This is a genomic window from Caulobacter sp. (assembly GCF_049283275.1).
In the GTDB taxonomy this organism is placed as follows: Bacteria; Pseudomonadota; Alphaproteobacteria; order Caulobacterales; family Caulobacteraceae; genus Caulobacter.
Window position 1 is genome coordinate 1 of record NZ_JBAPVS010000268.1, and the last position, 13,523, is coordinate 13,523.

The window sequence follows — 13,523 nt, forward strand, 5'->3', positions numbered from 1 at the left end:
GGCCGGGGCCGAACGCGCGGCGGGCGCGCGCTTGGCCGGGGCCGCCGCGGACGTCCCGCCGACCTGGAAGCGGTCGACCAGGGCCGCCAGCTGGTTGGCCTCGTTCTTCAGCGAATGGCTGGCCGCCGTCGCCTCCTCGACCATGGCGGCGTTCTGCTGCACCACCTGGTCCATCTGGTTCACGGCGTTGTTGACCTCGTGCAGGCCCGTCGACTGCTCCACCGCCGAGGCGGCGATCTCGGTGACCAGCTCGTCGATCGAGGCGACCTGGGTGACGATGCGCTGCAAGGCCTGGCCGGTCTGGCCGACCAGATCGACGCCGGCGCCGACCTGCTGGGCGGATGTCGAGATCAGGGTCTTGATCTCCTTGGCGGCTTCGGCCGAGCGCTGGGCCAGGGCCCGGACTTCCTGAGCCACGACCGCGAAGCCGCGGCCGGCGTCACCGGCGCGAGCCGCCTCGACGCCGGCGTTCAGGGCCAGCAGGTTGGTCTGGAAGGCGATCTCGTCGATCACGCCGATGATCTGGCTGACCTGGGCCGACGAGGTTTCGATCTCGGTCATGGCCTGGACCGCCTGACTGACGATCCGGCCCGACTCCTCGGCGTCGGTGCGGGCGGTGGCGACCACGGAGGACGCCTCCTTGGCGCCCGACGCGGTCTTGCGCACGGTGGCGGTGATCTGGTCGAGCGCGGCGGCGGTCTCCTCCAGGCTGGCGGCCTGCTGCTCGGTGCGGCGCGCCAGGCTGTCGGAGGCGTCGGCGATCTCGTCGGAGCCGCTGCGGACGCCGTTGGTGGAGGCGATGATCGCCCCCATGGCTTCGCGCAGCTTTTCGACCGCCAGGTTGAAGTCCGCGCGCAGCTGGCGATAGCGGCCGGTGAATTCAGCCTCGATGTCGCAGGTCAGGTCGCCCTGGGCCAGGCGCGCCAGGTTCGCGGCCAGCACGTCGACCACCGCGCTCTGCTCGGCGGCGACCACGCGCCGCTCGTCGTCATTGGCGGCGCGCTCGCTTTCGGCCGCCAGGCGAGTCTGTTCGGCGGCGGCTTCCAGGCGAATCTTGGCCAGGGCGGCTTCCTTGAAGGTGCCGACGGCGGCGGCCATCTGGCCGATCTCGTCCTTGCGGCCGGTGGCCGGAATGTCGATCCCGTTGTCGCCCGAGGCCAGGCGGCGCATGGCCGCCGTCATGGCCTGTACCGGTGCGGCGATGGCGCCCGACAGCAGCAGTCCGCCGCCGAAGGCGATGGCGATGGCGATGGCGGTGCCGATCATCAGGGTCAGGCTCGCTTCCAGCGACGACTTTCGCTGGGCGGCGGCCTCGGCGGCGACGACGGCTTCGGCGTCCTTGACGATCACTTCGATGGAATCCTCGACCACCGAGACGGTCTGGTCTGCGATGCCGTCATGCTTGACCAAGTCGACGGCCTGCTGATGGGTGGCCGGGTCGCGCGCCAGGATCTCGCCAGGCTCAATGGCCGCCTTGCGGTAGTCGGCATAGGCCGCGCCGACGGCGTTGATCTGGGCCAGCTTGGCTTCGTCGCCGTTGGCCAGGGTGCGCAGTTCTTCGACGGCGGCCAGGAACTTGGGCTTGTGGGCCTCTTCCAACCGCTTGACGTAATATTCGTCGCCAGAGAGCAGGAAGCCCCGCAGCGAGTTTTCCTGACGGGTCAGGCGGAAGGCGGCGGTGTCGGCGGCGCGCAGCGCCTGGTGTGCGCGCTCGGTGCGTTGGACCGAGCCTTCGAATTCCATCTGGTTGATGAAGAGCGCCAGGCCCATGATTGCGATGGTGGTGAGCATCACCGCGAAAACCGCCAACAGCTTGTGCGGAATTTTCAGGTCACCAAACTTCATAGTCGCGCTCCAAATGGGACCGCGACGCAAACCCCATGGGCCGCGATCGTTAAATTGCAGCCAGGAATACGCGTCGCACGATCAACTCATGAGCGCTGCAAGGTTTCGGCGACATTAACCGTGCTGTGACGCAACGTCGCACCGTCAAAATCCATTCCTCAACAATAACAACGTTTTGCCAATTATCGTCATCGAAGATTGACGCATAAGGGGGTGAGGAGCCTTCCGTCGCGGGGCGCCAGGGGCCCCTCAGTGCGCCTCGTCCCAGTTCGCGGCGGCCCGCGCCTCGACCGTCAGAGGCACCGTGATCGCCACGGCGGGCTCGGCCGCGCCCTGCATGATCTCGCGGGCGACATCGATCGTGGCCTGGGCTTCGGCTTCGGGCGCCTCGAAGACCAGTTCATCGTGCACCTGCAGCAGCATCCGCGACGACAGCCCCGCCGCCTTCAGCGCCCCCGGCATGCGGATCATGGCCCGACGCATGACGTCGGCCGCCGCGCCCTGGATCGGGGCGTTGATCGCCGCCCGCTCGGCGAACTGCCGGTGGGCCACCGACTTGCCGCCGATGTCGGGGATGTTGATCTTCCGTCCGAAGATGGTGGTGACATAGCCGTGCTCGCGTACGAAGGCCTTGGTCGCCTCCATATAGGCCTGGATGCCGGGGAAACGCTCGAAATAGGTCTTGATATAGGCCCCCGCCTCGCCCTGCGGGATCGACAGCTGGTTGGCCAGGCCGAACGCGCTGATGCCGTAGACAATGCCGAAATTGATCGCCTTGGCCCGGCGGCGCACTTCCGACGGCATGCCCTCGATCGGCACGTTGAACATCTCCGACGCGGTCATGGCGTGGATGTCCAAACCTTCCTGGAAGGCCTTCTTCAACTGGGGGATGTCGCCGATATGGGCCAGCAGGCGCAGTTCGATCTGGCTGTAGTCGGCGCTGATCAGCACCTTGCCCGGCGCGGCCACGAAGGCCTTGCGGATCTTGCGGCCTTCTTCGGTGCGGATCGGGATGTTCTGCAGGTTGGGGTCGGACGACGACAGTCGGCCGGTGGTGGTCGAGGCCAGGGCGTAGGAGGTGTGCACCCGGTTGCCGCCGCCCGGCGCGATCGCCGCGATCAGGTTCTCGGTATAGGTGCCCTTAAGCTTCGAGAGCTGGCGCCAGTCGAGCAGCACGCGCGGCAGTTCGTGCTCGTTGGCCAGGGCTTCCAGCACGTCGCTGTCGGTCGACCATTGGCCGGTGGCGGTCTTCTTGCCGCCCTTCAGGGCCATTTCGCCGAACAGCACGTCGCCGATCTGCTTGGGGCTGCCCAGGTTGAACGGACGCCCGACCAGCTCCTGGGCCCGGGCCTCGAACTGGGCCATGCGCATGGAGAACTCGTTGGATAGCCGCCGCAGGGTCTCGGGGTCGACGCGGATGCCGTCGTTCTCCATGGCCGCCAACACGGTGGGCAGCGGGCGTTCCAGGGTCTCATAGACCGTCAGCAGGCCTTCGGCGGCCAGGCGGGGCTTGAGCACATGATAGAGCCGCAGGGTGACGTCGGCGTCCTCGGCGGCGTAGGCGGTGGCCTGGTCCAAGGTCACGTGCTTGAAGCTGATCTGGCTCTTGCCGCTGCCCGCGACCTGCTTGAACGGAATGGGCTTGTGGCCCAGGTGCAGCTCCGACAGCTCGTCCATGCCGTGGCCATGCAGCCCCGCCTCCAGCACGTAGCTGATCAGCATGGTGTCCTCGATCGGACCCACCTGGATCCCGTGGCGGGCCAGGACGGCGATGTCGTACTTGGCGTTCTGAGCCACCTTCAGCACCGCCGGATCTTCCAGCAGCGGCTTCAGCGCGGCGATCGCCTGGTCGAGCGGGATCTGGACCAGGTCGGCGGCGGCCTCCAGGGCCAGGCCGTCCTTCTCGCAGTGGCCGACCGGGATATAGCAGGCCTCGCCCGGCGAAATGGCCAGCGACACGCCGCACAGGCCGGCGGTGGCCGACGACAGAGCGTCGGTCTCGGTGTCGAAGGCGACGATCCCCTTGGCGGTGGCCTTGGCGACCCAGGCGTTCAGGGTCTCCAGATCCTGGATGCGGACATAGGCGGCGGTGTCGATGCTGACCGGCTGGGCGACCGGATTGGCGGCGGCGCGGGCGGCCGCGCCCATATAGGAAACGCCGAGCACCGGCGCGGTCGGCGTAGCGGCGGGGCGGTCCAGCGTGCGCGGAGAGGCCGAGGCGTTGCCGTCGCCGACCCGGCGAGCCAGCGAACGGAACTCCATCAGCTCCAGGAAGTCGGCCAGCACCTGCTTGTCCGGCTCGCGCACCACCAGATCGTCGATCGGCTCGGGCAGAGGCGTGTCGCAGTCCAGCTGGACCAGCTGGCGCGACAGGCGGATCTGGTCGGCGAACTCGATCAGGGTCTCGCGGCGCTTGGGCTGCTTGATCTCGCCGGCCCGCGCCAGCAGCGTGTCGAGGTCGCCGTATTCGTTGATCAGCTGGGCGGCGGTCTTGATGCCGATGCCCGGGGCGCCGGGAACGTTGTCGACGCTGTCGCCGCACAGCGATTGCACGTCGACCACCCGCTCGGGATAGACGCCGAACTTCTCGAACACCTGCTCGCGGTCGATGCGCAGGCCCTTCATCGGGTCGAACATCGAAACGCCCTCGCCGACCAGCTGCATCAGGTCCTTGTCGGACGAGACGATCACCGCCTCGCCACCCAGGTCGCGGACCTTGCAGGCATAGGCGGCGATCAGGTCGTCGGCCTCGTAGCCGGGCAGCTCGATGGCCGGCACGCCGAACGCGCGGGTCGCCTCGCGCACCAGCGGGAACTGCGGGATCAGGTCCTCGGGCGGCGGCGGGCGGTGGGCCTTGTACTTGTCGTAGAGGGTGTTGCGGAACGTCTTTTCCGAATGGTCCCAGATCACCGCCAGGTGGGTCGGCGCGTCGCCCTGCATGTCGCGCATCAGCTTCCACAACATGTTGCAGAAGCCCTGGACCGCGCCCACCGGCAGGCCGTCGCTCTTGCGGGTCAGCGGCGGCAGGGCGTGGTAGGCGCGGAACAGATAGGCCGAGCCGTCCACCAGGAACAGCCGCACGGCCGGGCCGTCCTGGGTCAGGGGACGGTCAGCTTCCGCCTCGGTCGGAAGAGGGGGAGCGGCGGAATCGGGCGCGAGCGTGTCGGTCATGTCCGGGAAGATAGGCGGTCACGGGCGAGGCGGAAACACCCCCTGAACACCCAAGACGCCGCCTTCAGTCGAACCGGGCGTTCAAGTCCGGCAGGTCCTTGGCTGAAGCCGCATAGCCGGTGGTGTCGCCGTCGGCCAGATAGGTCCGGGTCGCCGCCAGCATCGCGCCGTAGGCGGCGCGGAACGGGCCGGTGGCCGAGCTGAGGCGGCGCACGCCCAGCGCTCCCAAGCGCTTGGCCGAAGGCATGCCGGGGCGGCCCATGGCGTTGAGCGGCAGGGCGATCCCGGCGGCCAGCTGGGACAGCAGGTCCTCCTCGACCGGCAGGGGCACGAAGATCCCGCTGGCCCCGGCGTCGGCATAGAGCGCCGCGCGCCGCAAGGTCTCGGCCAGGGCGGGCTCGCCTTCGGCCAGCTTGGCCAGATAGACGTCGGTGCGGGCGTTGATGAACAGGTTCACCCCAGCCTGGTCGGCGGCGGCGCGAGCGGTCTGGATCTTGCGGGCGTGAAGCGTCGGGTCGCGCCGGCCGTCCTCCAGATTGATCCCGACCGCCCCGGCCCCGATCACCGCCTTGATGGTCTCGGCGAGCTCGGCCAGATCGTCGGTGTAGCCGCCCTCGATGTCGGCGGTCAGCGGGACCCTGATGACCCGGGCGACGCCGGCGATCACGTCGATCAGGGCCGAGACCGGCAAGGCGTCGCCGTCGGCATAGCCGCGCGCCCAGGCCACGGCGGCGCTGGAGGTGGCCACGGCCTTGGCTCCGGCGTCCTCCATCAAGGCGGCGCTGGCCGCGTCCCAGGCGTTGGGAAGGACCAGCACGTCCGGACCGACGTGCAGGGCGTGGAAAAGATCGGCGGACGTGGTCATGGCGGCGGCTCCGAAGGATCTGGCGGCCGGACTATTGAGCAATCCAGCCCTAGTCGTCTCGCGGAAATCGGACCTTGATGACTGGCTGCTGACACCCTTTGGCGGCGATTGCCCACGAAGACGGCGTTCGTCGAAATACGGCCAGCGCGTCGTATTGCCGCCTTGGCGAGGTCAATCGCCTCGCCTAGAGGCAAGACGTTCGCCATGGTCGAAAAAACGGGAACCTCCCCCTTTCCCGGGCTTTGGATTGAACGACCCGAAACACAGGAAGACCCCGGCCCATGGTTTCATGGAAGAAGATCCGCGTCGGTGCGGCGCTCGCCGCCGCCACCCTGACCACCGCCACCGTGCTGGCCGTGGCCCCCGTGCATCATGTCGCCCCGGCGCCTGATCCGACCAGTGAACCCGTGAAACTGACCCCGCCGCTGATGCCCGCGGAAGCCGGCAAGCCCCTGCCCAAAACCATCCTGACCTAGATTTTTGGGGGCTTTGGGCGCTATGGAGCGCCCATGCCGTTCACCGCCACCGTCCTGACCATGTTTCCCGAGGCCTTTCCCGGCCCGCTCGGCGTCTCGCTGATCGGCACGTCGTGGAAGGAGCAGGACCTGTGGCGATTGGAAACACTGGACATTCGGGGGTTTTCCAAGGATAAGCGCGGCTTCCTCGACGACACCCCCGCGGGTGGCGGCGTAGGAGCAGTGTTAAAAGCGGACGTCATCGCCGCCGCGCTCGACAGCGTGGAGGTCGGTGGGCGGCCGCTTTTGTACATGAGCGCCCGGGGTCGGCCCCTGACCCAGGCGCGCGTCAAGGAATGGGCCAAGGCTCCGGGCGTCATCGTCCTGTGCGGCCGTTTCGAGGGGGTGGACCAGCGGGTGCTCGACGCCCGGGGGTTCGAGGAGGTCTCGGTCGGAGACGCGGTCCTCGCCGGTGGCGAGGCGGCGGCGATGGTTGTGATCGAGGCGTGCGTTCGATTGGCTCCAGGGGTTCTGGGCAATTTCGAGAGCACGCAGGAAGAAAGCTTCGAGGACGGCCTCCTGGAGCATCCGCAGTACACGCGACCGCGGACGTTCGAAGGTTTGGATATCCCCGAGGTGCTGCTGTCGGGCGACCACAAGAAGGTGGCCCAGTGGCGGACCAGTATGCGTGAAGAGACCACCCGCGAGCGGCGTCCAGACCTCTGGGAAGCGCATCTCGCCAATCAACAGGCAAAAGGCGGCCCGAAAACGGGTAAGCCCAAAGGAGATTGAACTATGGCTGCTAACATCATCAAGGAACTCGAGCGCGAAGAAGCCCAGCGTCTGCTGGCCGCCCGCGCCATCCCCGAGTTCGAGCCGGGCGACACCCTGCGCGTCAACGTCCGCATCAAGGAAGGCGAGCGCGAACGCGTCCAGGCCTATGAGGGCGTCTGCATCGCCCGTTCGGGCGGCGGCGTGCACGAGAGCTTCACTGTCCGCAAGATCTCGTTCGGCGAAGGCGTGGAACGTCTGTTCCCGCTGCTCTCGCCGAGCATCGAAAGCATCGAAGTTAAGCGTCGCGGCGTCGTCCGTCGCGCCAAGCTGTACTACCTGCGCGACCGTCGCGGTAAGTCGGCCCGCATCGCCGAGCGTTCGAACGTCCGCAAGACCGAGACCGCCGAATAGGCTTCGCGATCCGCGAAACGAATGGGGCCCCGGCGGAAACGCCGGGGCCTTTTTCTTTGGGCGGTCGCGCGGGTTCTACAGCTCAGCTTCAGTGCAACCACACGGATATATTGACAAAACACCGTTCTTTGGTGTTTGGTGGATGCACCCCCACCGCTCTGCGACGGGCTTACAGACCGCCCCCTTGCAAGGGAGTGGCCCTCTTCAGAAACGGCGTCATGGCCACTGAAGGAAATAACGATATGAGGGCGCGCCACAGAGCGCGCCCTCTTTTCGTTTCGGGGGACATGCTCTTGCGGCGTGTCCCTTCTCCCGGAGCGCCGCGCTTGCAAATGGGGACACGCCGCAAGGGCATGTCCCCGGACTAGTTCTCGAGGCAAGAAACTGCGTCAGAACGTCTGCACGCGGCGCCTCTGGGGCAGGATTGATCGCCACACCCGCCGGCGAACGTGAATTTTCGGCGCTTCCTCGCTTTACGCGCCCGCCCTCAGGGCCTAGATGCGCGGGTATCATGACCCGCGCACGCAAGACCCTCTACGACAAGATCTGGGACGCCCACGTCGTCAGCGAAACCAACGGCGAAGCGATCCTCTATATCGACCTGCACCTCATCCATGAGGTCACCACCCCGCAGGCCTTCGCCGGGCTTCGCGCGGCCGGCCGCAAGGTGCGCCGGCCTGACCGCACCCTCGCCGTGGCCGATCACAACATCCCGACCGAGGGCCAGGCCCTGGGCGTCGACGCCGTGGCCGACGAGGAAGCGCGCCTGCAGCTGAAGACCCTGGCCCGCAACGTCCAGGACAACGGCATCGAGTTCTTCCCGATGGGCGACATCCGCAATGGGATCGTCCACGTGGTCGGCCCCGAGCAGGGCCGCACCCAGCCGGGCATGACCATCGTCTGCGGCGACAGCCACACCTCGACCCACGGCGCCTTCGGGGCCTTGGCCCACGGCATCGGCACGTCCGAGGTCGAGCACGTCCTGGCCACCCAGACCCTGCGCCAGGAGAAGGCCAGGAACATGCTGGTCCGCGTCGACGGCCAGCTGGGTCCCGGCGTCACGGCGAAAGATGTCGCCCTGGCCGTGATCGGCGAGATCGGCACGGCGGGCGGCACCGGCTATGTCATCGAGTTCGCCGGCCAGGTGGTGCGCGACCTGTCGATGGAAGGCCGCATGACCCTGTGCAACCTGACCATCGAGGGCGGCGCCAAGGCCGGGCTGGTGGCGCCGGACGACAAGACCTTCGCCTATATCCAGGGCAAGCCCTCGGCCCCGAAGGGCGCGGCCTGGGACATGGCGCTGTCGTACTGGAAAGGCTTCGTCAGCGACGAGGACGCCCATTTCGATCGCACCGTGGTGATCGACGGCTCGGCCTTGGTCCCGATGGTCACCTGGGGCACCTCGCCCGAGGACGTCATCCCAGTGACCGGCAACGTGCCCGATCCGGAAAGCTTCGCCACCCCCGACAAGCGCGCCGCCGCCCATCGGGCCCTGGACTATATGGGCCTGACCGCCGGCCAGCCGATCTCGGAAGCCCGCATCGACCGCGTCTTCATCGGCTCGTGCACCAACAGCCGGATCGAGGACATGCGCGCCGCCGCCGCCGTGGTGCAGGAAGCCTTCCTGCACGGCCGCCTGGTGGCCCCGCACGTCAAGGCGATGGTCGTGCCGGGCTCCGGCCTGGTCAAGGAACAGGCTGAGGAAGAAGGCCTGGACGCCATCTTCAAGGCCGCGGGCTTTGATTGGCGCGAGCCGGGCTGCTCGATGTGCCTGGCCATGAACCCCGACAAGCTGCAGCCGCAAGAGCGCTGCGCCTCGACCAGCAACCGCAACTTCGAGGGCCGCCAGGGCCGCGCCGGCCGCACCCACCTGGTCTCGCCGGCCATGGCGGCGGCGGCGGCGATCGCCGGCTACTTGGTCGATGTGCGCACCCTGCTGCAGGAGACCGTCTGATGCAGGCCTTCACCCGTCTGGACGGCCGCGCGGCGCCGCTGTCGCTAGCCAACATCGACACCGACCAGATCATCCCCAAGCAGTTCCTCAAGACCGTCGAGCGCGAAGGCCTGGCCAAGGGCCTGTTCTACGACTTCCGCTTCGACGGCGAGGGCAAGGAGATCGCCGACTTCGTGCTGAACCGGCCGGAGTACAAGGGCTCGTCGGTGCTGATCGCCGGCGACAACTTCGGCTGCGGCAGCTCGCGCGAACACGCCCCGTGGGCCCTGATGGATTTCGGGATCATGTGCGTGATCTCGACCAGCTTCGCCGACATCTTCAACAACAACTGCTTCAACAACGGCTTGCTGCCGGTGGTGCTGAAGCCCGAGGAAGTCGCCCAGCTGATGGACGAGGCCAAGGGCGGCAACCACATGGTCAGCGTCGATCTGGAAGCCCAGACGGTGATCTCGCCCTCGGGCAAGAGCTTCCACTTCGACATCGATCCGGTGCGCAAGGACAAGATGCTCAAGGGCCTGGACTTCATCGGCGAGACGCTGATGCACGGCGCCGACATCGACGTCTACGAGAGCAAGCGGGCGCTGGACCGTCCCTGGCTGGAAGCCTGATGACCGTTGTCTTGGCCGGCACGATCCGCGTCGCGCCCGAGCGCCTGGCCGATCTGCGCCCTCATCTGAAGGCCCAGGTCGAGGGCAGTCGGTCCGAGCCGGGCTGCCTGGACTACGCGCTCAGCGAGGACCCGCTGGATCCCGGCCTGATCCGGGTGTTCGAGCATTTCATCGACGAAGACGCCCTGGCCTTCCACCGCGCCAGCCCGCACATGGCCGCCTGGCGCGCCTGCTTCCCTCAACTGGGCGTCCACGACCGACGCATGTCGTCGTTCGACGTGTCAGACTACCGCGAAATCTAAAGAGAGCCTCCATGTCCACGCTTCTGCTCCTGCCCGGCGACGGGATCGGCCCCGAGGTTTGCGCGCAGGTGCGCCGGGTGGCCGCCGCCCTTACCCCCGACCTGAACATCGAGGAGCGGATCTATGGCGGCGCCAGCTACGACGCCCACGGAACGCCCCTGACCGACGAGGTTCGCGACGCCGCCCTGGCCAGCGACGCGGTGCTGATGGGCGCGGTCGGCGGCCCGCAATGGGCCAACGCCCCGCGCCACCTGCGCCCCGAGGCCGGCCTGCTGAACCTGCGCAAGGCGATGGACGTCTACGCCAACCTGCGCCCGGCCTATTGCTTCGAAGCCCTGGCCGACGCCTCCAGCCTCAAGCGCGAGCTGGTTTCGGGCCTGGACATCATGTTCGTCCGTGAACTGACGGGCGGCGTCTATTTCGGCCAGCCCCGTGGCATCGAAGACCTCGGCAACGGCCAGAAGCGCGGCGTCGACACCCAGGTCTACACCACCGCCGAGATCGAGCGCGTGGCCCGGGTGGCTTTCGAGCTGGCCCGCGGCCGCGGCAACCGCGTGGCCTCGGCCGAGAAGTCCAACGTCATGGAGAGCGGCCTGCTGTGGAAGCAGGTGGTCACCGACCTGCACGCTCGCGACTACGCCGACGTCCAGCTGGAGCACATCCTGGCCGACAACTGCGCCATGCAGCTGGTCCGCGCCCCCAAGCAGTTCGACGTCATCGTCACCGACAACCTGTTCGGCGACATCCTGTCGGACGCCGCCGCCATGCTGACCGGCTCGCTGGGCATGCTGCCCTCGGCGGCGCTGGGCGCGACGGGCAAGCCGGGCCTCTACGAACCCATCCACGGTTCGGCCCCCGACATCGCCGGCAAGGGCATGGCCAATCCGCTGGCCGCCATCCTGTCGTTCGAGATGGCCCTGCGCTGGTCGCTGAACCGCGCCGACGCGGCCGACGCCCTGCTGGCGGCGGTCAAGGCGGCCCTCGACGGCGGCGCGCGGACGCGGGATCTCGGCGGGTCTTTAACGACCGTTAAGATGGGCGATGCCGTATTGTCGCACCTATGACATTGAAATACTGACGTTATTTGATAGTCCTCGCAACGTAACCTTAATGGTTCCCGCCGAAATCTGCGCATCGACACCAACAGCGGCGCGCGGGGCAAGCGATGCGATTCCAGGACCTGAAAATCTCCACGAAGCTGGGGATCGCGTTCAGCGCGTTGATCCTGGCCTTCGTGATCTCGTCCAGCGTCGTCTTCACCAGCCTGCAAAGCATCGACAAGGCCTCGACCTCCAGCCAGCGCAGCCTAGTGCTGGCCGGCCAGGCCGAGACCATGATGAGCCTGATGCTGGAGCAACAGAACGCGCTGCGCGCCTATGTGCTCAGCGACGACGCGAGCTTCGCCGCGGCCTACCAGGACAACGCCGCCGAACTGGACAAGGCGCTGGACGCCTTCGAGGCCAAGACCATCCAGGTCGCCCAGAAGGAGCGCGTCCAGCGCATGCGAACCGGCATGGCCGAGTGGCGCCGCGACATCGCCGAACCGACCCTGGCGGCCATGAAGGACCCGGTGGCCGGCAAGACCCAGGCCGCCGCGCTGATCGGCAGGAAGAGCATGGACGACCTGCGCGCCATGCAGGACGACCTGTCCAACGCCGCCGTCGAACGGGTGACCATCCGCGCCAAGGAACAGAAGGCCGCCATGAAGCTGGCGACCGGATCGCTGGTGATCGGCGGCCTGGCCGCCCTGGCCATCGCCGGCCTGATGGGCTGGCTGCTGTCGCGCACGATCAGCGCGCCGGTGTCGCGGATGACCGGCGTCATGCGCCGCCTGGCCGACGGCGACAACGGCGTCGAGATCCCGGCCAACGACCGCAAGGACGAGGTCGGTCTGATGGCCGACGCCCTCCTCAGCTTCAAGGACGCCGCCGTCGCCAAGGCGCGGCTGGAGGGCGAGACCGTCGAGCAACGCCGCCTGACCGAGGCCGAGCGCGCCACCGTGGCCGAGGAGAAAGCCGAGGTCGAGCGCAGCGACGCGGTCAATGTCGGGGCGCTCAACGAGGCCCTCGGCCGCCTGGCGGCCGGCGACCTGACCCACCGGATCACCATCCCCTTTTCGCCGAAGGCCGAGAGCCTGAAGGCCAATTTCAACACCGCCGCCGAGCGCGTGCAGGACGCCCTGCGCGGGATCAGCACCGCCGCCGCCGGCATCCGCGCCGGCTCGGAGGAGATCGCCTCGGCCTCGGACGACCTGTCGCGCCGAACCGAGCAGCAAGCCGCTTCGCTGGAAGAGACCGCCGCCGCCCTGGAACAGATCACCGCCACGGTGCGCAAGACCGCCACCGGCGCCAACGAGGTGTCCGGCCTGGTCGCCAACGCGCGCAACGGCGCCGAGAAGTCGGGCCATATCGTCGCCCAGGCCGTCAGCGCCATGACGGAAATCGAGACCTCGTCCAACCAGGTCAGCCAGATCATCGGCGTGATCGACGAGATCGCCTTCCAGACCAACCTGCTGGCGCTGAACGCCGGGGTCGAAGCCGCCCGGGCCGGCGACGCGGGCCGCGGCTTCGCCGTGGTCGCCCAGGAAGTCCGGGCCCTGGCCCAGCGCTCGGCCGACGCGGCCAAGGAGATCAAGGCCCTGATCTCGACCTCGACCCAGCAGGTCGGGACCGGCGTCAGCCTGGTCGGCCAGACCGGCCAGGCCCTGCAGGCCATCGTCGACCAGGTCGCCTCGATCGACGGCCTGGTCAAGGAAATCGCGGCCTCGGCCCAGGAACAGTCGACCGGCCTGCACCAAGTCAATATCGCCGTGAACCAGATGGATCAGGTCGTTCAGCAGAACGCCGCGATGGTCGAGCAGGCTACCGCCGCCACCCACTCGCTGAAGGGCGAGGCCAGCGAACTGGCAGTCCTGGTCGGCCGCTTCAAGGTCGGCGGCGAGGCCGGCCGCCCGGCCGCGGCGACCCCGGATTCCCGCCCGGCGGCCAGCCCGGCCCGCAAGGCCCAGACCCGGGCCGCCGCCGCCTTCAACGGCAACGCCGCGATCGCGACCGACACCTGGGAAGAGTTCTAACTGGCTCACCATTTGGCAGGCCAAGTAGATTTGGCCGATCCCAGCCGACCGTTCTAAGCTCCTCC

At 67.9% G+C, this 13,523-nt stretch carries 11 protein-coding genes; 8 read left to right on the forward strand and 3 right to left on the reverse strand.

The window, feature by feature from the left end; genetic code table 11:
* From WAL33_RS14985 to WAL33_RS14995, 3 genes are all read right to left on the reverse strand, one after another.
* The coding region (locus WAL33_RS14985; RefSeq protein WP_422182319.1) for a methyl-accepting chemotaxis protein at nt 1-1,845 on the reverse strand (1,845 nt) is incomplete at its 3' end.
* A 249-nt stretch (nt 1,846-2,094) separates the two neighbouring features.
* On the reverse strand, nt 2,095-5,016 hold the full coding sequence (polA, locus tag WAL33_RS14990) for a DNA polymerase I (RefSeq protein WP_422182320.1): 2,922 nt from the start codon (nt 5,014-5,016) through the stop codon (nt 2,095-2,097).
* A gap of 64 nt (nt 5,017-5,080) precedes the next feature.
* The gene (locus WAL33_RS14995) at nt 5,081-5,881 is read right to left on the reverse strand and encodes an isocitrate lyase/PEP mutase family protein (RefSeq protein ID WP_422182321.1); all 801 of its coding nucleotides are present in this window, start codon (nt 5,879-5,881) and stop codon (nt 5,081-5,083) included.
* A gap of 281 nt (nt 5,882-6,162) precedes the next feature.
* Between WAL33_RS14995 and WAL33_RS15000 the strand changes: the two genes are divergently transcribed.
* The 8 genes from WAL33_RS15000 (at nt 6,163) to WAL33_RS15035 (ending at nt 13,458) form a co-directional block, all read left to right on the forward strand.
* On the forward strand, nt 6,163-6,357 hold the full coding sequence (locus WAL33_RS15000; RefSeq protein ID WP_422182322.1) for a hypothetical protein: 195 nt from the start codon (nt 6,163-6,165) through the stop codon (nt 6,355-6,357).
* Nucleotides 6,358-6,390: 33 nt separating this feature from the next.
* The gene (gene trmD / locus WAL33_RS15005) at nt 6,391-7,128 is read left to right on the forward strand and encodes a tRNA (guanosine(37)-N1)-methyltransferase TrmD (protein ID WP_007668226.1); all 738 of its coding nucleotides are present in this window, start codon (nt 6,391-6,393) and stop codon (nt 7,126-7,128) included.
* A gap of 3 nt (nt 7,129-7,131) precedes the next feature.
* Nucleotides 7,132-7,521: a 50S ribosomal protein L19 gene (gene rplS / locus WAL33_RS15010; RefSeq protein WP_422182323.1), complete on the forward strand. Its 390-nt coding sequence runs from the start codon at nt 7,132-7,134 to the stop codon at nt 7,519-7,521.
* 511 nt (nt 7,522-8,032) lie between these two features.
* Complete coding sequence (leuC, locus tag WAL33_RS15015; RefSeq protein ID WP_422182324.1) at nt 8,033-9,475, forward strand: 3-isopropylmalate dehydratase large subunit; 1,443 nt, start codon at nt 8,033-8,035, stop codon at nt 9,473-9,475.
* Nucleotides 9,475-10,083: a 3-isopropylmalate dehydratase small subunit gene (gene leuD / locus WAL33_RS15020; protein ID WP_422182325.1), complete on the forward strand. Its 609-nt coding sequence runs from the start codon at nt 9,475-9,477 to the stop codon at nt 10,081-10,083. Before leuC ends, leuD begins: the two co-directional genes overlap by 1 nt.
* Nucleotides 10,083-10,385 (forward strand): putative quinol monooxygenase, encoded by a 303-nt coding sequence (locus WAL33_RS15025; RefSeq protein ID WP_422182326.1) that lies wholly within the window; start codon nt 10,083-10,085, stop codon nt 10,383-10,385. Before leuD ends, WAL33_RS15025 begins: the two co-directional genes overlap by 1 nt.
* 11 nt (nt 10,386-10,396) lie before the next feature.
* Nucleotides 10,397-11,449, forward strand: coding sequence for a 3-isopropylmalate dehydrogenase (gene leuB, locus WAL33_RS15030; protein WP_422182327.1), 1,053 nt, complete (start codon nt 10,397-10,399; stop codon nt 11,447-11,449).
* 101 nt (nt 11,450-11,550) lie between these two features.
* Nucleotides 11,551-13,458, forward strand: a complete 1,908-nt coding sequence (locus WAL33_RS15035) for a methyl-accepting chemotaxis protein (protein WP_422182328.1) — start codon at nt 11,551-11,553, stop codon at nt 13,456-13,458.
* Nucleotides 13,459-13,523: the final 65 nt, after the last annotated feature.